Annotated in this window: 18 protein-coding genes; 10 read left to right on the top strand and 8 right to left on the bottom strand. The window is 39.4% G+C overall.

Going from position 1 to position 17,321, the window contains the following annotated elements:
- Positions 1-21 precede the first annotated feature (21 nt).
- From E0W68_RS06750 to E0W68_RS06735, 4 genes are read left to right on the top strand one after another with little or no spacing between them, the layout of a single operon-like run.
- Positions 22-1,032, top strand: a complete 1,011-nt coding sequence (locus E0W68_RS06750; protein WP_135218659.1) for a sugar phosphate nucleotidyltransferase — start codon at positions 22-24, stop codon at positions 1,030-1,032.
- Between the two features lie 5 nt (positions 1,033-1,037).
- Positions 1,038-2,402 (top strand): tetratricopeptide repeat protein, encoded by a 1,365-nt coding sequence (locus E0W68_RS06745; RefSeq protein ID WP_135218658.1) that lies wholly within the window; start codon positions 1,038-1,040, stop codon positions 2,400-2,402.
- The gene (locus E0W68_RS06740) at positions 2,399-3,169 is read left to right on the top strand and encodes a DUF4292 domain-containing protein (protein ID WP_135218657.1); all 771 of its coding nucleotides are present in this window, start codon (positions 2,399-2,401) and stop codon (positions 3,167-3,169) included. The genes E0W68_RS06745 and E0W68_RS06740 overlap by 4 nt, the downstream gene beginning before the upstream one ends.
- Positions 3,170-3,184: 15 nt before the next feature.
- On the top strand, positions 3,185-4,432 hold the full coding sequence (locus tag E0W68_RS06735; RefSeq protein WP_135218656.1) for a murein hydrolase activator EnvC family protein: 1,248 nt from the start codon (positions 3,185-3,187) through the stop codon (positions 4,430-4,432).
- A gap of 67 nt (positions 4,433-4,499) precedes the next feature.
- Here E0W68_RS06735 and E0W68_RS06730 read toward each other — a convergent pair whose 3' ends face one another.
- Together E0W68_RS06730 and E0W68_RS06725 are read right to left on the bottom strand one after the other, a co-directional pair.
- Positions 4,500-5,009, bottom strand: a complete 510-nt coding sequence (locus E0W68_RS06730; RefSeq protein ID WP_135218655.1) for an acyl-CoA thioesterase — start codon at positions 5,007-5,009, stop codon at positions 4,500-4,502.
- 61 nt (positions 5,010-5,070) lie between these two features.
- Entirely contained in the window at positions 5,071-6,009 is a 939-nt protein-coding gene (locus E0W68_RS06725) for an HU domain-containing protein (RefSeq protein ID WP_135218654.1), read from the bottom strand.
- Positions 6,010-6,100: 91 nt separating this feature from the next.
- Here E0W68_RS06725 and dprA point away from each other — a divergent pair, with 91 nt between their 5' ends.
- Positions 6,101-7,204, top strand: coding sequence for a DNA-processing protein DprA (dprA, locus tag E0W68_RS06720; protein ID WP_135218653.1), 1,104 nt, complete (start codon positions 6,101-6,103; stop codon positions 7,202-7,204).
- Here the strand turns inward: dprA and E0W68_RS06715 are convergent.
- Positions 7,201-7,740 carry a hypothetical protein gene (locus tag E0W68_RS06715; protein WP_135218652.1) on the bottom strand — a complete coding sequence of 180 codons (540 nt, stop codon included), beginning with the start codon at positions 7,738-7,740 and terminating at the stop codon, positions 7,201-7,203. The genes dprA and E0W68_RS06715 overlap by 4 nt on opposite strands.
- A gap of 276 nt (positions 7,741-8,016) precedes the next feature.
- On the bottom strand, positions 8,017-8,988 hold the full coding sequence (gene trpS / locus E0W68_RS06710; RefSeq protein ID WP_135218651.1) for a tryptophan--tRNA ligase: 972 nt from the start codon (positions 8,986-8,988) through the stop codon (positions 8,017-8,019).
- Positions 8,989-9,062: 74 nt separating this feature from the next.
- On the opposite strand from trpS, the gene E0W68_RS06705 reads away from it, so the two are divergent.
- On the top strand, positions 9,063-9,806 hold the full coding sequence (locus tag E0W68_RS06705; protein ID WP_135218650.1) for a lysophospholipid acyltransferase family protein: 744 nt from the start codon (positions 9,063-9,065) through the stop codon (positions 9,804-9,806).
- A gap of 91 nt (positions 9,807-9,897) precedes the next feature.
- On the opposite strand, the gene E0W68_RS06700 is transcribed toward E0W68_RS06705, so the two are convergent.
- From E0W68_RS06700 to recA, 4 genes are all read right to left on the bottom strand, one after another.
- Positions 9,898-11,571: an outer membrane beta-barrel protein gene (locus E0W68_RS06700; RefSeq protein ID WP_135218649.1), complete on the bottom strand. Its 1,674-nt coding sequence runs from the start codon at positions 11,569-11,571 to the stop codon at positions 9,898-9,900.
- Positions 11,568-12,113 (bottom strand): RNA polymerase sigma factor, encoded by a 546-nt coding sequence (locus E0W68_RS06695; RefSeq protein WP_135218648.1) that lies wholly within the window; start codon positions 12,111-12,113, stop codon positions 11,568-11,570. The genes E0W68_RS06700 and E0W68_RS06695 overlap by 4 nt, the downstream gene beginning before the upstream one ends.
- 20 nt (positions 12,114-12,133) lie before the next feature.
- Complete coding sequence (locus E0W68_RS06690) at positions 12,134-12,565, bottom strand: hypothetical protein (RefSeq protein ID WP_135218647.1); 432 nt, start codon at positions 12,563-12,565, stop codon at positions 12,134-12,136.
- A 108-nt stretch (positions 12,566-12,673) separates the two neighbouring features.
- Positions 12,674-13,678 carry a recombinase RecA gene (gene recA / locus E0W68_RS06685; protein WP_135218646.1) on the bottom strand — a complete coding sequence of 335 codons (1,005 nt, stop codon included), beginning with the start codon at positions 13,676-13,678 and terminating at the stop codon, positions 12,674-12,676.
- Between the two features lie 143 nt (positions 13,679-13,821).
- Here recA and E0W68_RS06680 point away from each other — a divergent pair, with 143 nt between their 5' ends.
- The 4 genes from E0W68_RS06680 to trhO all read left to right on the top strand — a co-directional run bounded on the left by E0W68_RS06680 (position 13,822) and on the right by trhO (position 17,193).
- The gene (locus tag E0W68_RS06680; protein ID WP_135218645.1) at positions 13,822-14,355 is read left to right on the top strand and encodes a hypothetical protein; all 534 of its coding nucleotides are present in this window, start codon (positions 13,822-13,824) and stop codon (positions 14,353-14,355) included.
- The gene (locus tag E0W68_RS06675; RefSeq protein ID WP_135218644.1) at positions 14,352-15,452 is read left to right on the top strand and encodes a DGQHR domain-containing protein; all 1,101 of its coding nucleotides are present in this window, start codon (positions 14,352-14,354) and stop codon (positions 15,450-15,452) included. The genes E0W68_RS06680 and E0W68_RS06675 overlap by 4 nt, the downstream gene beginning before the upstream one ends.
- 18 nt (positions 15,453-15,470) lie before the next feature.
- Entirely contained in the window at positions 15,471-15,746 is a 276-nt protein-coding gene (locus E0W68_RS14010; RefSeq protein WP_205435322.1) for a hypothetical protein, read from the top strand.
- 100 nt (positions 15,747-15,846) lie between these two features.
- Positions 15,847-17,193, top strand: coding sequence for an oxygen-dependent tRNA uridine(34) hydroxylase TrhO (gene trhO / locus E0W68_RS06665; protein WP_135218643.1), 1,347 nt, complete (start codon positions 15,847-15,849; stop codon positions 17,191-17,193).
- The last annotated feature ends 128 nt before the right edge of the window (positions 17,194-17,321 follow it).

The following is a 17,321-nucleotide window of genomic DNA, read 5'->3' as shown; positions in this document are numbered from 1 at the left end:
CAATACAACACTATTCTAATCATGAAAATTATTGTCCCCATGGCAGGTCGCGGTTCGCGCCTTCGCCCGCATACGCTAACAGTACCAAAACCATTAATCCCTATTGCCGGCAAACCCATAGTGCATCGACTTGTGGAAGACATTGCCGCCGTAATCAACCAAAAAATAGACGAAATAGCCTTTGTTATCCATATTGATTTTGGAATACAGGTAGAAAAAGACCTTGTTGCCATAGCCGAAAAACTGGGTGCAAAAGGTACTATATACTACCAGGAGCAACCACTGGGCACAGCCCATGCCATTATGAGCGCTAAAGAATCGATGAGCGGGCCGATAGTAGTTGCGTATGCCGACACACTATTCCGTGCCGATTTTACGTTAGATACTACAGCCGACAGCGTAATATGGGTAAAACAAGTAGAAGACCCAAGCGCATTTGGTGTAGTGCAGCTTAATGATAAAAATGAAATTGTTGACTTTGTAGAAAAACCAAAAGAGTTTGTGTCCGATCTCGCCATTATAGGCATATACTACTTTAAAAGCGGAGAAACATTGCGCAGCGAACTGCAATACCTGTTAGATAACAATATTGTAAAAGGTGGCGAGTACCAACTTACCGATGGTTTGGAGAACATGAAGCAAAAGGGCATGAAATTTGTTCCAGGTAAAGTAGATGAATGGATGGACTGCGGTAACAAAGATGTAACCGTTGATACTAATAACAGAATGCTTGGCTTTTTGCATGCCGACGGAGAAAATCTGGTATCAGCATCGGCAGTGCTGGAAAACAGCGAAATAATACCGCCGTGTTATATAGGCGAAAATGTAGTGCTTAAAAATGCCAAAGTAGGACCAAATGTATCGTTGGGGAACAACACTAAAGTAGAAAACAGCACCATTAAAAACAGTTTGGTGCAAACCAATACAACAATAAAAAATGCCAACCTTGATAATGCCATGATAGGCAATAATGCCCGTTTTGATGGTAAGTTTACCAGCGTCAGTATTGGCGACTATTCGGTTTTAGAGTAAAAAATATGAATATAAAGATTCTTTTTAGCACATTAACGCTTTCCGGCTTGTTGCTGTACCCTGTAGTTATACAGGCACAGCAGCAGGAACCGGACGAAATTGCATTGGCAAATAACGAATTTGAAAACAATTTTTATGAAGCCTTAAAGCAAAAAGGAATCGAAAATTATGATAAGGCAATACAATCATTACAACGATGTGTAGCCTTACAGCCCGATAATGCTGCGGTATATAACGAAATAGGTAAAAACCAGCTTGCCCTGAAAAGTTTTGGCGATGCCGAAAGGGCTTATCTGAAAGCAACACAGATTGACCCCGAAAACCGCTGGTATTGGCAAGGTTTGTATGATGTATATTATGCCGTACAAGATTGGAATAAGGCAATACCCATAGTACAAAAACTTACCGAGTGGCGTAAAGAGTTTTATGAAGAAGACTTAGTGTCACTATATATGTACACCATGCAGTATGACAAAGCCCTCGTGCTTATCGATTCGCTTGATGATAAGGTAGGGCACTCAGAAAAAAGAGAGATGTACAGGATGCAAATTATGAAGGAAGACCGTTTCAGGAAACCTAAAAAAGAAGCACTGGAAGAAGCCATAAAGAAAAACCCGAAAGAAGAGTCGAATTATCTGGAACTGATTTATTTGTATTCCGAAAGTAACCAGGAAGGTAAGGCTGAAGAAATAGCCAAAAAACTCGAAAAAGAAATACCAAATTCTGACTGGGCACAGGTAAGCCTTTTCAAATTCCACCTGAATAATAAAGAAGGTAATGAGGCGGCACAATCACTTTTCAGAGTACTGGACAGCAAAAAAATAGACCTTAAGATAAAGCACCGCGCCTTTAATGAGTTTCTTATTTTTGTAAACAACAATCCCCAGTTTAATAATGATCTTGCCAAAGCGGCCAATTATTTTGAAGATGATAAAGAAGTAAATGTACCTAAAGAGGTAGGTAAATTCTTTTTCAGCAAAAAAGATTATACCCGTGCAGGAGAATATTTTGAAAAAAGTTTAGCAGCCAATAGTGATGATATAGAAACCATAGAGCTTTTGCTATATGCTTATGAGGGTAATAAACAAAACGATATATTGCTTAAAAAAGCATCGGGTTATATAGATTTGTATCCTACCCATGCTCGATTGTATTATTTTGCAGGGCTGGCAGCTAATAATTTAGGACAGTTTAAAAAGGCGAAGGACTGGCTGGAAACAGGCATTGATTTTGTCGTTGAAGATACGGAACTGGAAGCAGGGTTCAGCACACAACTTGCCAAAGCATATGAAGGTTTAGGAGATACCAAGAAAAGAGATGTGTATAAACAAAGGACGGAGGGATTGCTTAAATCGAAAAAAACAAAATGAAAAAAATAACAGCATTGATGCTCACGATAATACTTTTGGCATCGTGTAAACCCAAACAGGCGGTACTAAACGAGCAAAGCGCGGATGAGGCGAAAACAACAGCCCAAATTGTAAACGGGCATTATGCCAACGAGAAAAGCTTTAAAACCCTCTTTATAAAAGCCGATGCTCGTTACACTGACAGTAACACGTCTCAAAAACTATCGGCAGACATAAGAATAAAAAAAGATGAGAAGATATTAGTGAGCCTCAAGTTTTTAGGCATTACTATGGCAAAGGCATTAATAACCCCCGATAATGTGAGCTATTATGAAAAGCTCAACAATACCTATTTTGACGGGAACTATGCTATGCTGAGCAAATGGCTGGGGGCAGATTTAGATTACAATAAAGTGCAAAACCTTATTTTGGGCAAAGCAATATACAACCTTAAAGACGATGCCTATACTGCCAAAATAGAAAATGGGTTATACAGGTTAAGCTCAAATTCGGGAGGTATAATGAAATCATTTTTATTTGAAGGCTCAAACTATTTGTTGAAAAAAGAACTGATATCACAAGGCGGTCTTGATGCGCGTAGCCTTGATATACAATATCCTGCCCACAGGGAGTACCCCAAAGCAGTATTGCCGGCAGAAATGAAGATTGATGCTGAGCAAAAAGACAGGGTTACGATACATATTGAATATAATACTGTTACCTTTGACGAAGATTTTTCGTTCCCTTATGATGTACCATCGGGGTTCGATCAGGTATTTCTTGATTAACTGAATATTTAGAACATGATAAGAGCAGTCCTTACCATTCTTTTTTTAAGCTTCACTACGTTTGTCGCAGCGCAACCAGACAAAAAGCAACTGGAGCAAAAAAAAGCCGAAATACTTAAAGAAATTAAGGAATTTCAAAGCCTGCTTAGCCAAGAGAAAAGCAAGGAAAAATCGGTAATGACTAAAATTGCCGATAATGATACTAAGATAAAGCTTAGCGAAAAACTTATTAGCAATACCCAAAAACAAACCAAAATACTTACCGACGAAATTTACCTCAATCAGCTTAAGCTAAATAAGCTGAATCGCGAACTCAAGGTGTTAAAAGAAGATTATGCCGCCATGATTCTCAAGGCATACAAAAGCCGTTCGCAACAAAGCCGTATTATGTTTATACTATCTTCCCAAAACTTTTTACAGGCATACAAGCGTATGCAGTATATGAAACAGTATGCAAGTTTCAGAAAAATACAAGGCGAGGCAATAAAAACAAAAATGACCGAGCTGGAAGAGCTCGCCGTAAAACTGAATAACCAGAAGAAAGAAAAAGAACAACTGCTTGCCGAAAACCTTAAAGTAAAAGCAGAACTGGTAGAGGAGAAAAAAGAGCAGGAAAAACTGGTAAAACTCATACAAAAAGACAAGAAAAAATATACTGCCGATATAAAGAAAAAGCAAAATGAGGCAAAAGAAATAGAACGTAAAATAGACAAGATAGTAAGAGATGCTATTGCGGCTGCCAACAAGAAAGCGGCTGCCGCATCCGGAGCAACCTCTGCAAGTAAAGGCTCAGCATCTGCAGCAGCAGCACCCAATAAAATAGTGCTTACTAAAGAAGCCAAAATAGTTGCCGATAACTTTAAGGCAAATAAAGGCAAGTTACCCTGGCCGGTAGCAAAGGGGTATATGTCTATGCGCTATGGCACACAACCCCACCCGGTGCTTAAAACTATCGAGATACACCATAGCTGGATAGAAATTACGACAGAGGAGAATGCCGATGCCCGTGCTGTTTTTGGCGGTGAAGTATTGGACGTACAAATTGTATCAGGAACAAAATCAGTATTTATAGTTCACGGAGATTATATAACAGTATATAGTAACCTTAGCTCGGTAAACGTGAGAGTAGGCGAAAAAGTGAATATAAAACAGAGTTTAGGAAAAGTATATACCAATCCTGTTACCGGCAAAACGGTAGTAAAACTCATGATACTGCAAAACACTACCCACCTTAACCCGGAGAGTTGGATAACACCACTATAAAACCGATAAAAAAAGGGAAGCCATTAGCTTCCCTTTTTTATTATTGCTCTATATTTATCTTACTATCTTACATAAATAATGCTTTCAACTCGGTAGCATCGGCAGGACTCATTTTACCAGCCAGCACTAAGCTCAGTTGTTTTCGGCGCAGGGCAGCCTCATACCGCTGTTTTTCAAGCTCGGTTTGTGGCTCTATGGTAGGTATTTCTACAGGGCGTCCTGTTTCATCTACCGCCACAAAGGTATAAATAGCCTCATTAGCTTTCGATTTTGTACCCGATTCTCTATCCTCTATCCATACATCTATAAAAATTTCCATAGAGGTACGAAAAGTGCGCGATACTTTAGCCTCTACCGTTACCACACTGCCCAGTGGTACAGCCCTGTTAAAAGCCACATGGTTTACAGATGCGGTAACCACAATGCGACGCGAGTGCCTGCGTGCAGCAATACTGGCTGCACGATCCATACGTGCCAGTAGTTCGCCGCCAAAAAGATTATTAAGAGGGTTGGTTTCTCCGGGTAGCACAAGGTCGGTCATTATACACACCGAATCTGAAGGATATTTTGACTGCATACTATTATTTTTCGGCAAAGATACTACAGAAATAAAAAATCCTCCGTAGCGGAGGATGGTTTTATAATTCTTTTATGAGAAGCCAGGCTTCGTCATTTTCCTGTTGTCGTATCTTGTTGAGTGCCTCTTGTGCCTCGTCGTGTGTGGCATAGCTGCCGTATATAACAGGATATAACCCAAACTTATTTTTCTCTATACTTTTAGCTTTATACCCTTTGCCGATAAGTTGTGTTACTGCCGCAGCAGCATTTTCTTCACTGCGGAAAGCGCCTGCCACCACATGATAGGGCAAGTTGGTAACTTCTTCTTTTACGGGTAGTGTTACCGCAAAAGGATTATCTATAAAAAAGGTAGCTTCCTGTATTTTTTGTTGCACCTCTTCCTGCGCCTGTTGTTGTACTAACAGCGTTTCGGTTGCCACTTCGTTCTCTCTGTAAAATTTAAAACCAACACTGCCCGCACCAAGAGCCACAACAAATATAGCGGCATATTTAAGGTAGCTGTAATTCTTTTTCCTTTCGGGAGTAAATACAATAGGTGCTTTTTCTTCTGCCGCTTCGGCAACAGCTTTATATTCTTCCCGCCTGATGGCAGGTGACACAAAAGAGCTTAATCCGAAAGAGTCGGTAAGATAATTTACAGGAGTATCAGGAGTAAAAACAAGGCTGCCTTCGGCATTGTTTGTAATGCTTCCTAAGTTTTTAAGCACAAGGGTTTGGTTGTTCTCCAACTCAGTAAGCCAATGGTTTACTGCTCTGCCCATTTCAGCAATTGCTTCTTCGTAAGAAATTTTTTCCTGTAAAGCAATATGGTTGCCCAAAAGCCCGTCATTATTCTTTAAATTCGCGTTGAACGAAATAAGCTTTTTAGGAGGATAGAAAGTATGCGTATTATTATCCAGTTGTGCCGAAGTAGTTTCGGCAAGGAATGCACCAAAGCCGGGAACAGTAACGCACTGGTAACGGTATAATAGCACCGATATGTATTTCTCTATCATCATAGACACAAAATTAACTATTCGGGAGCGAAAGCAAAATTTTATTCACAAATTTTATTAACAACTCACACACAACAGTATATTTTATTTTTTAATGACTGATTTTGAATTACTTAACACACTTGCCTTGCTTCGCATAGAGGGTGTAGGCGATATTGTGGCGAAAAAGCTGATACACCACTGCGGTAGTGCCAAAGCTGTATTTTCGGCAACCCGAAAAGCATTGCTTGCCATAGAAGGCGTAGGTGAAATATTATACAAAAACCTTCAGGATAAGGCTGTTTTTCATTTGGCGGAAGCCGAAATGAAGTTTATAAAAAACAGCGGAATCAATGTTAGTTTTTACTTAGACAGCAACTACCCCGAAAGGCTGAAACATTGTATAGACGGTCCTGTTTTATTGTTCAGTTCAGGAAATATAAACCTGCACGACAGAAAAATGATCAGTATAGTGGGCACACGCCAAATGACATCATACGGTGCGGACTTTACCCGAAAACTTATTGAAGACCTTGTGCCGTTAAACCCTGTTATTGTGAGTGGTTTTGCCTATGGTGTAGATATTCATGCCCATAGTGTGGCTATGCAGCACAACCTGCAAACTATAGGTGTAGTAGCACACGGGCTGAACCAGATATACCCCAAAACACATAAAAAGTATGTAGCTAAGATGGAGGAGAACGGCGGTTTTATGACCGAGTTTTGGAGTACATCCAACCCCGATAAGGAAAACTTTGTGCGCCGTAACCGCATTGTGGCGGGGCTTACTGAAGCTACTGTAATTATAGAAAGCGCCGATAAGGGAGGCTCTTTAATTACAGCCAATATTGCTAACGATTATAACAGAGATGTGTTCGCCGTGCCCGGGCGCATTACCGATAAATACAGCCAGGGGTGCAACAACCTGATAAAAACCCAAAAAGCAAACCTGCTTACCGGTGCTGCCGACCTGATTTATATGCTGAACTGGGAACTGGAGGAGAAGAAACAAAAACCTGTGCAAAAGCAATTGTTTATAACCCTTGAAGCAGAGGAACAAAAAGTATATGACTACTTACAGAAGAATGGTAAGGAACTCATGGATATTATAGCCCTGCAATGCGGTATGCCTGTGTTTAAGCTATCGTCACTATTGCTTACTATGGAACTCAAAGGCGTGATCCGACCGTTACCCGGTAAAATGTTTGAAGCAATTTAGTCCTCCGTTATAAGACTTGTCGATTTTGTGCAGGGGTTCTTTTTCGCTTCTTCGGGCGAAACGCATACCGGTTTATCTGAACAGGACCACATTAATTGAGAGTCTGTATAAAACATTTGCGGTGTGCAGCCATCAACACCTTCGCAGCTTACAAAATAGCTGTAAGTATAATATTCTTTCTCAAAATCATCCTGATCCATAACCAACTTGCCGTTACGATTGTATAGTACGCGCACAAGGTTAAAGTTTTTTTCTTTAGAGGATAACAGGATATAGTAAAACTCTTTTTCGGCTTCTCCCTGAGATATACCCTTCAATACACTAAAGGTATGCACACGGTTTTCTTTAGTAACCAATGAAGAATTGTTTACCGCCTCAATAAAGGCTTTTTCGTCAATAAGAACTTTTATATTGCCTTTTTCTATTATGGCAATGTCTATTTTTTTAGCAATGTCATAATCAACAGCAGCAGGAACATTGTTGCCTCCGGTAATAAACGATACAGCAAATAGTAAGAATAAGCCAATAGTTTTCATATGCTAATTATTAGTTAGTAATGCTAAAGTAGTAAAAATTAGAATATAAAGCATCAATTTAGTCACGCTGTCATTCTGACTAAGGAAGAATTTTTTTAGAGATGCTCCAATCCGACTTCGCTACTTTCAGAATGACAGTAATTTTTGTGATAAAGCAAATAGAAGGGGTGTATTGTCATGCTGAGGCACGAAGCATCTTTAAAACTATTTGTTTAGATCCTTCTTTTGTCACGCTGACGTAGCATGTTAAAACAAATTGTGACTGTTAACTGAAAATTATAAATATCCCAGTTTCTCTCTCACTCTTGCCAGTACACTATTGGCTATTGTTGTCGCTTTTTCGGCGCCTACTTTCAGGGCAGCATCTACTTCGTTCAGGTTAGCCATATAGTAGCTGTATTTCTCCCTTTCAGTTTTAAAGGTTTCAACTATCAGTTCAAACAATGCTTGCTTGGCATGACCGTAACCATAGTTACCGCCCACATAGTTAGCGCGCATTTGCTCTGTTTGCTCATCACTTGCCAGTAGTTTGTATATGGCAAATACATTACACGTATCGGGGTTTTTAGGATCTTCCAGCGGGGTGCTGTCGGTTTCTATACTCATTACCTGTTTGCGTAATGGTTTATCTTCCAGAAATATGTTTATAAAGTTGTTACGCGATTTACTCATCTTCTCCCCGTCAGTTCCGGGAATAATTTTGGTAACATCGCTGGTAATGGCTTCGGGCAGTACAAAAGTATCGCCCATTTGGTGGTTAAAGCGCGAAGCTACATCGCGGGTAATTTCTATATGCTGTAACTGGTCTTTACCTACGGGTACAAACTCCGCGTCATACAGCAGTATATCGGCAGCCATTAGCATGGGGTAGGTAAACAGTCCTGCGTTTACATCGTCCAGCCTGTCGGCTTTATCCTTAAATGAGTGTGCCAGCGTTAACCGCTGGTATGGAAAAAAACAGCTCAAATACCAAGATAATTCGGTTACTTGGGGTATATCGCTCTGGCGGTAAAATACTACCCTGTTAATATCCAAACCACATGCCAGCCAGGTAGCAGCAACGCTGTAGGTATTTTCGCGAAGCTCGTTGCCATCTTTTATTTGTGTGGCAGAATGCAGGTCGGCTATAAAAAGGAATGATTCATTTTCAGGTTGGTTCGCCATTGCTATGGCGGGTAATATAGCACCTAATAGGTTGCCTAAATGGGGGGTGCCTGTACTTTGTATGCCTGTAAGTATTTTTGCCATTATTCCGTATAAATTTTTTGCAAAGGTAACGGTTTTGGCAAAAAGATAATTAGCTAATCCTTACATTTGGCATAATGAAAATAATCAAGTACTTTTTATGGATACTGTGGCGCATATGGTTTTACATCCTGATGGGTGTACCCATTATTGTGTTTTCGCCGGTACTGATACTGTCAATACTTTCTTCCAAAACCTATCCGCAATTTTTTTTCCTGGCACGCCTTTGGGCAAAGTTTATAGTGCTGGGCATGGGTTTTTATTATAAAATAGAGCGCGAGCAGCAAATGGAAAAGGGCGAGAGCTATATGCTGGTGGCAAATCATACCTCGATGGCAGATATTATGCTGATGCTCATTGTATCTAAAAATCCGTTTGTTTTTGTAGGGAAAAAAGAACTTGCCAACATACCCATCTTCGGGTTCTTTTACAAACGTACCAGTATATTGGTAGACAGAAACAGTCCCAAAAGCAGGCATGAAGTATTTGTGCGTGCGCAGAAAAGACTCAGCGAAGGGCTTAGTATTTGTATTTTTCCCGAAGGCGGTGTCCCGGACGATGAAACTGTGGTGCTTGATGAATTTAAAGACGGTGCATTCCGGCTGGCAATAGAGCACCAAATACCGATAGTACCTATGGTGTTTCCTGACAATAAAAAACGATTTTCATATACTTTTTTTAGCGGAAGTCCGGGTTTAATGCGTGCCAAAGTATTGCCCTTTATAACTACAGAAGGGTTAACACTTAATGATAAAAAAGTGCTGAAAGATGAAACAAGGCAGGTTATTTATCATAGTTTGTTACGCTATATAAAAAAATAAAGCGCCCTAATATGTGCACGGGCGCCTTATTCATCCCACTACGGGACTACCTAGTATAAAGAAGAATTAGCTAACCAACCAAAACTCTCTTCTAAAAATTGAAACTTATACCGGAATATAAGCCTATAAAATAGGGTTTGAAATTACCCGAACTATTACTGAATGTATTAACCTGATATTTAAACGTAGGCTCGAAACTGGCTTGGAACGATTTGAAGAACCTGTATTTAAACCCGATACCTACATTGGTACTAAAATGGATATTATTAAGGTTTTCTGCCTCGCCAAGCGATGAGCTTAACCCTTGTGTAGTAACTACACTTACATTATTATTATTTAAAAACAGGGTGCTGAAACCGCCTATAACATCGATGCCGAACTTTTTGTTTATCAATGCATACGACATTTCTACGGGTACTTCTATATAGCCCATTTCCTGTAGCATAGAGCCATTGAATGTTTGTTCGGGAGCAGCCTGGCTAAAGTTGCCATCAGAGACAGCCTGACTTTGCACAACTAAATTTGCAGCGCGGGCAGCATTGTTACCGCTTATATTACTGGTTTGCTCGGACATGGAAGCATAAAACTCGATACCTCGTGTGGCGTAACTAAGATTAACCGTATTGATACCCGAGCGTATGGAAACCCTGTCGCTCACGGCATAGTTAACCCCTACGCCATAGCTCAGGTTATTGTTATAATCTTTACTGTTACCGGCAAACTGGGCATCTATGGGTGAGCCTTCTGATAGGGAATTGTAGAACACAGGAGCTATTTGCGGTTTAATATTCCATTTTTTGTCATTACCGTTTTCTGCCAGCATTTTGTCTTTGTCTTCTTTCTCCCCGTTTAGTTTTTCCTGTAGTAACTTTTCCAGTTCATTTTCAGGCACCTCTGTAGCGGCAGTATCAACAACGGTTTCAGCAACGGCTTCGTCTATTATAACCTCTTTATCTGAGATAATATAATCACTGTTTTGCGCTGTGCCTTCTTTTATGGCATTTGTATTTTCGTTATAATCTTCGTTTTGTGCAACCGCTGATTTTTCATTCGGAATAATCTCAGCATCAGTGTTTACGGCATTGTTATTCCCGTTCTCAATACTATTACTATTCTGCTCGTTACCAATATTATTGTGGTTATCGCTGTTTTCTGCTTTAGGGCTGTAAACAACAGCATCTTTATTATAAAAAGATTCATCACTGTTGTTTTTCTGCTTACCGCCATTTAGGGGGCTAATATTTTTCGCTTTCCCTTTATTGTTGGTGTCATTGTTGTTTACTACGGCATCGTTAGTATTACCAAAACCGTTTTTCGGGTTAGTAATAACATTATTTCCGTTTTTGCCGGAATGTGAAGTTTTTTCTCCGTTGGCATCAGCCGGATTATCCTCATTACCCGATGCCACAGCGTCATTAGCATTAAAACCTTGATTGTTTTGTATGGGGGGAGTAACCCTGTTGTTACCATTACCTTTATTATTCAGGTCAGTAGCATCATCATGTACCGTACCGTTACCCTTGTTGCTGTTTACAACCGGATTATCTTTCACTTCAAATTCATTACCAAAAGGATTGATTAACCACATCCCGATAAGCAATACAGCCGCAGCCCCACTTAGTTTAAACCACAGTGGTACAACCCTCCTTTTTTTCTTCTTTTTCAGTTCCGCCTCAATGTTTTCCCATACATGTTCGGGCGGAGCGGCTTCAAAGTCCTTAAACTTTTCCTGAAACAGCCTGTCTATGTTTTTTTTCTCACTCATCTGCTGTAGGTATTTTTAGAATTACCTTCCTGCGCTTCAATTTTTTCCTTTAATATTAATCGTGCCCTCGATAGGTTCGATTTAGACGTTCCTATCGTTATCCCAAGCATTTCGGCTATCTCTTTGTGCGAGTAACCATCGGTTACATACAGGTTAAACACCATCCGGTACCTGTCCGGCAACTCCTGTATTATCGACAGCAAAAAATCCATACTCACGCTGTCACTTTCAATTTCTACCTCTGCCCCTTCGGGCATATTTTCGCTAACCAGTTCAAAAACACCTTCCGAGCGGTATTTTTGCAGTACGTTGTTTACCATCAACCGCCTTGCCCAGCCCTCAAAAGAGCCTTTAAACTGAAACTGCTCTATTTTTCGGAACAATAATAAAAAACCATCTTGCATGTTATCCTGGGCATCCTCATAATTGCGTGAGTACTTTAGGCATACAGCAAACAGTTTCGGGGCAAAAAGCCTGTACAACTGTTCCTGTGCCTTTATGTTGTTCTTCTGGCAATCTTTTATGAGCTGTTCTATACCCAATGACTTTCATTATTTAATTATTATTGCCCAATGGGTACCTGTACCGTTTCAAATATCATATTACCCTCGCCGTCAACTCCTTTATAAATTTCAAACGAATAACTATTGCCGGCAGTATTTATTTCATATACCGGGCAGGTAAATTCATAAAGCCCTATTTCAGGCTCTCCATATTCCAACGATTCGCATCTGGCATCCTGTATTACCAGTGTTTGCACCGCCAATACTTCAGACGTCTGCCCTTTTTCCGTATAAAATCCGTCAAAATAATAGCAATCGCTCGGTCTTCTGTAATACACTTTTATCTGATAGGTTTGCCCGCTCTCCAAATGTTCAGGAAAATCAATACGCTCTATAGGTATAAATTCTACCTGAAAATCAAGATTATCCTCATCAAACGAGCAGGAACTTATACCCGTCAATACAATTAATAACAATAACAGCTTTTTCATAAAATGTCCTCAGTCAATACATAACATACTTTACAGATACAAAATTCGGCAAAAGGTTGCGTATTTCGGATATAAAAAAACCCGATTCATTTCGGGTTTTTTATAGTGTTACGCCATGCCTTGTTTTATAGCTTCTTTTATTTTGATTTCGAGTTCATCGGCAAGTTCCGGATTATCTTTTATCAATGCCTTTACCGCATCGCGCCCTTGCCCCAGCTTGGTATCGCCGTAGCTAAACCATGAGCCCGATTTTTTTACAATTTCAAACTCTACGGCAAGGTCTAAAATTTCGCCTGTTTTGCTTATGCCCTCGCCATACATAATATCGAACTCTGCCGTTTTAAACGGGGGTGCGACTTTATTCTTAACCACCTTTACTTTCGTGCGGTTACCAATTACATTTTCACCATCTTTTATCTGTGATGAACGGCGGATGTCGAGCCTAACCGAAGCATAGAATTTCAGGGCATTACCACCCGTAGTCGTTTCGGGGTTACCAAACATAACACCTATTTTTTCACGAAGCTGGTTGATAAAGAATACCGTACAGTTGGTTTTGCTGATAGTAGCCGTTAATTTTCTTAGTGCCTGACTCATAAGGCGGGCATGAAGCCCCATTTTGCTGTCGCCCATTTCGCCTTCAATCTCGCTTTTTGGGGTAAGTGCCGCAACCGAGTCGATAACCACAATATCTATAGCCCCGCTACGGATAAGGTTTTCGGCAATTTCCAAAGCCTGCTCCCCGTTATCGGGTTGCGATATAATAAGATTTTCTACATCTACACCCAGTTTTTCGGCATAATTACGGTCAAAAGCATGCTCGGCATCAATAAAAGCGGCAATACCGCCCGCTTTTTGTGCTTCGGCTATGGCGTGCAGCGTAAGCGTGGTTTTACCTGACGATTCCGGGCCGTATATTTCTATAATCCTGCCACGTGGGTAACCGTTTACACCCAGTGCAAGGTCAACGCCAAGCGAACCCGAAGGGATGCTTTCCACCTCTTCTACCGCTTTGTCGCCCAGGCGCATAACGGCACCTTTACCGTATGATTTATCCAGTTTATCTAATGTAAGTTGTAATGCTTTTAGCTTTGCTTCTTTATCTGCACTCATTATTATCGTCTTATTTTTTAGTAAAAATACTGCTTTTATTTGATAGTGCAATGTAAGAAAATAATCTTATAAATTATTATTTCTTAACTAAATTTAATTAATAAAATAAAATTCCTTTAATTTATATCCAATAAATTATATAAATGAATGATTTTTTAAATTTTGAAGTAGCTAAACCATACTTAAATAAAATTTGGTTATTTATAACTAGAATCCCAAGTATTATAAAGGAAACATTTGTATGGCTATTTTTTTCTTATCTTATTCCTCTAATAAATATTGGAATAATTTGGGGAATTAAAGAAAAAGAAAGCGAGTTTGCTTTTACACTAAGCATTATAAGCATAATAATTGTTACTAATGCCTGTCTTTATACATCGCTATATTTTATGACATTCAGTCAATCTAAGAAGAGAAAACTACTCACTATGGTTAATATATGTGCTTTTGTTATAAGTATAGTAACATTTTCATTAGTTATTGTTGAAATTGAGAAGGAGATGCAAATATTCTCGTTGGCATTATATAGAAAAATTGCATTAATTACTTTAATAATTGCTGTTTTACTTGGGTTAATAAGCAAGTATGATGAGGAAGAAGCTATAAGTCAACAAAGTGCGGAAAAAGCCAGCAAAATAAATAAAGCTACTATCGGCGATAAAGATTTAAAAGTATGAATACTATAGATATAAAAGTTATAAAAGTCCACCAATCGATAGGTACAATATATGTTGGAAAGATTTCGCCTGATTTACTTTTGCAAATGTCCAGAGTAGATAGAAGAAAAATTCAGGATGATGAACAGGTGCTGGGAATACAAAGAGAATTAAAAGCTGAAAAAGTTAACCAAATCAAAGCATATCTAACAACCACTGATGCTACATTTCCTAATTCAATTATTGTAAATACAGAGTCAAAATATGTTAGTGATGAGACAGACGATATTCTACAGCTTATTGTTAATGACTCAACATTTACCTTGATTGACGGACAACATAGAGTTGAGGGTTTTAGAGACAATTTAAAAAACAATTTCGAGCTTATAATAGCAATATTTAAGGATTTAAAAATAGACCAACAAGCTAATATCTTTTCTACAATAAATTCACAGCAAACAAAAGTTGATGCTTCCCATAATTTAAGTTTAGAGTTAGATAGCAAGATTTATACTCCTATTAAAATGATGATTGAAATCGCACAAATGTTTCATTTTGCCAAAGATTCGCCATGGTATAATAATATAAGGCTATTAGGCTCGGGAAATAAGGGGATAATTTCATTATCAGCTTTTGTTAACCCATTGATAAACTTAACTTTTCCAGAAAAGGATTATTACTTAATTAAAAATAATTTAATTAAAGAAAAAAAAGAATTTATAAATTTCGACTTTGATTACGATGCCAAAAGATACCCCCTTTGGGCTTTTTATATAAGTAAGGAAAAAAATGTATTATACAAAATACTACTAAATTATTTTTCTACACTAAAATTATTATTGTCTGATGACTGGTTAAATAACGAATCTGTTCTTAATAAAACGACGGGATACAATGCAATAATGAAACTATTTAAAGACTTAATAATTGAAGGAATTAATATTGGAGATTTATCGGATAATTTCTTTTTAAGTAAGTTGAAAAATTTGAAAGAGTTAAACGGATCCATAAATTCTAGAAACTATGGAGCATCTGGACTCAAAGCTTCAAATGAATTGTACCTTGATATGATAAGCTTAGTCAAAAAACAGGATGAAAAAAATCAAAAGATACTATAAATCAATTCACTATGTAATATGAGCATCAAACCTATTAAAACAGAGCAGGATTATGACATGGCAATGGAGCGGCTCGAAGTAATTTTTGATGCTAAAAAGGGAACTCCCGAAGGTGATGAACTCGAAGCTTTAGGGAAGTTAATTGAAGAATATGAATTAAAGCAATCGGGCATAGTGGAACTCACTCCCGTACAAATCGAAATGCTAAAAATGGCAGAAGAAGATATAAAAGCAGGAAGGTTAATATCAAATGAGGAATTAAAAGCATCAGACCCTGATTGGCTTAAAGAATAATTCAATTTCCACATTTCCTAAAAATTTCTACCTTTGCACCCAATCCCGCCAATAGGGGTTGGTACATACTGAAAAAATTTCTCACTTAAAATTGTATAGCATGCAACTGTTCAACACCTTAAGCGCAGAAGAAAGAGCAGAGCTTATCGACCAATCCGGTAAGCAACGGTTAACGCTGTCTTTCTACGCCTACGCAAACATTACTGACCCAAAACAATTTCGCGACGAATTATTCCTTGCCTGGAACCCACTGGAGGTACTGGGGCGCATTTATGTAGCGACCGAAGGTATTAACGCCCAGCTTTCGCTGCCCGCCGACAACTTCTACGCATTTAAAGACCATATAGAAACTTACCCCTTTATGAAAGGCATACGCCTGAATGTAGCGGTAGAGCAGGACGACCTTTCGTTTCTCAAACTCACCATAAAAGTACGTAACAAAATTGTAGCCGACGGGCTTAACGATGCCACGTTTGACGTTACGAACAAAGGTATTCACCTAAAGGCTAAGGATTTTAACAAAATGCTGGAAGACCCAAACACTATTGTGGTCGATATGCGTAACCACTACGAGAGCGAAATAGGGCACTTCCGCAATGCCATAACCCCCGATGTAGAAACATTCAGAGAGTCGTTACCCATTATAGAAGGCGACCTTGCAGCCCATAAAGAGGATAAAAACCTGTTGATGTACTGTACGGGCGGAATCCGTTGCGAAAAAGCATCGGCGTTCTTTAAGCACAAGGGTTTTAAAAATGTATATCAGCTTGAGGGCGGTATTATAGAATATACCCGTCAGGTAAAAGCCGAAGGGCTGGAAAGCAAATTTATAGGTAAAAACTTTGTGTTCGACCACCGTTTGGGCGAGCGCATTACCGACGATATTATTGCGCAGTGCCACCAGTGCGGTAAGCCCTGCGACACGCATACCAATTGTGCCAACGAGGCGTGCCACCTGCTGTTTATTCAGTGTGAAGAGTGTGCCGCCAGTATGGAAAACTGCTGTTCGGCAGCGTGTGTTGATGTGATTCACCTGCCCGAAAACGAGCAGCGCGAACGCCGCAGGGGTATTATGAAAGGGAATATGATTTTCAGGAAAGGAAAATCGGATGCCTTGAAGTTTAAAAAATCCGGCGATGCCGTTTCGCCCGTTGCTATTGCCAAAGTAAAAGGCACGCGCAAAAGAGAGCGTAAAATATTGGTAGGCAAGGGAGAACATTATTACCCGAAAGCAGAAGTTGCTCAGTTTACCATAGAGCAAGAGTTACAAACCGGCGACAGGATACTGATTACAGGCCCTACCACAGGCAGGGAGGAACTGGTGGTAACCAATATGCGTGTAAACGGCGAACCTGCCGATGTTGCCCAAAAAGGCGACAGGCTTACTATGCATGTACCGTTCAGGATACGCCTTTCGGATAAACTGTATAAATTACCACAGGAATAAAGCCATACCGCTTGTTATGTACCGAAACCTGCACGCAAGTGCAGGTTTTTTTATGAAAGTAATACTAAACCTGTTAAAGGATAAAGTATTGATACTCTGCTTGATTTTCAAGATTGTTTCTGCTGCTG

It is taken from the genome of Flavobacterium salilacus subsp. salilacus, from assembly GCF_004634195.1.
Lineage (GTDB): Bacteria > Bacteroidota > Bacteroidia > Flavobacteriales > Flavobacteriaceae > Flavobacterium > Flavobacterium salilacus.
This window is presented reverse-complemented; position numbering and strand designations above follow the sequence as displayed.

Excerpts from the sequence above, each read along its gene's own strand:
- trhO (WP_135218643.1), top strand. The coding sequence starts at position 15,847 with ATGCAACTGTTCAACACCTTAAGCGCAGAAGAAAGAGCAGAGCTTATC.
- E0W68_RS06700 (WP_135218649.1), bottom strand. The coding sequence starts at position 11,571 with ATGAGTGAGAAAAAAAACATAGACAGGCTGTTTCAGGAAAAGTTTAAG.
- E0W68_RS06745 (WP_135218658.1), top strand. The coding sequence starts at position 1,038 with ATGAATATAAAGATTCTTTTTAGCACATTAACGCTTTCCGGCTTGTTG.
- E0W68_RS06740 (WP_135218657.1), top strand. The coding sequence starts at position 2,399 with ATGAAAAAAATAACAGCATTGATGCTCACGATAATACTTTTGGCATCG.
- E0W68_RS06715 (WP_135218652.1), bottom strand. The coding sequence starts at position 7,740 with ATGAAAACTATTGGCTTATTCTTACTATTTGCTGTATCGTTTATTACC.
- E0W68_RS06735 (WP_135218656.1), top strand. The coding sequence starts at position 3,185 with ATGATAAGAGCAGTCCTTACCATTCTTTTTTTAAGCTTCACTACGTTT.
- E0W68_RS06725 (WP_135218654.1), bottom strand. The coding sequence starts at position 6,009 with ATGATGATAGAGAAATACATATCGGTGCTATTATACCGTTACCAGTGC.
- E0W68_RS14010 (WP_205435322.1), top strand. The coding sequence starts at position 15,471 with ATGAGCATCAAACCTATTAAAACAGAGCAGGATTATGACATGGCAATG.
- E0W68_RS06730 (WP_135218655.1), bottom strand. The coding sequence starts at position 5,009 with ATGCAGTCAAAATATCCTTCAGATTCGGTGTGTATAATGACCGACCTT.
- E0W68_RS06750 (WP_135218659.1), top strand. The coding sequence starts at position 22 with ATGAAAATTATTGTCCCCATGGCAGGTCGCGGTTCGCGCCTTCGCCCG.
- E0W68_RS06705 (WP_135218650.1), top strand. The coding sequence starts at position 9,063 with ATGAAAATAATCAAGTACTTTTTATGGATACTGTGGCGCATATGGTTT.
- dprA (WP_135218653.1), top strand. The coding sequence starts at position 6,101 with ATGACTGATTTTGAATTACTTAACACACTTGCCTTGCTTCGCATAGAG.
- recA (WP_135218646.1), bottom strand. The coding sequence starts at position 13,678 with ATGAGTGCAGATAAAGAAGCAAAGCTAAAAGCATTACAACTTACATTA.
- E0W68_RS06675 (WP_135218644.1), top strand. The coding sequence starts at position 14,352 with ATGAATACTATAGATATAAAAGTTATAAAAGTCCACCAATCGATAGGT.
- E0W68_RS06690 (WP_135218647.1), bottom strand. The coding sequence starts at position 12,565 with ATGAAAAAGCTGTTATTGTTATTAATTGTATTGACGGGTATAAGTTCC.
- trpS (WP_135218651.1), bottom strand. The coding sequence starts at position 8,988 with ATGGCAAAAATACTTACAGGCATACAAAGTACAGGCACCCCCCATTTA.
- E0W68_RS06680 (WP_135218645.1), top strand. The coding sequence starts at position 13,822 with ATGAATGATTTTTTAAATTTTGAAGTAGCTAAACCATACTTAAATAAA.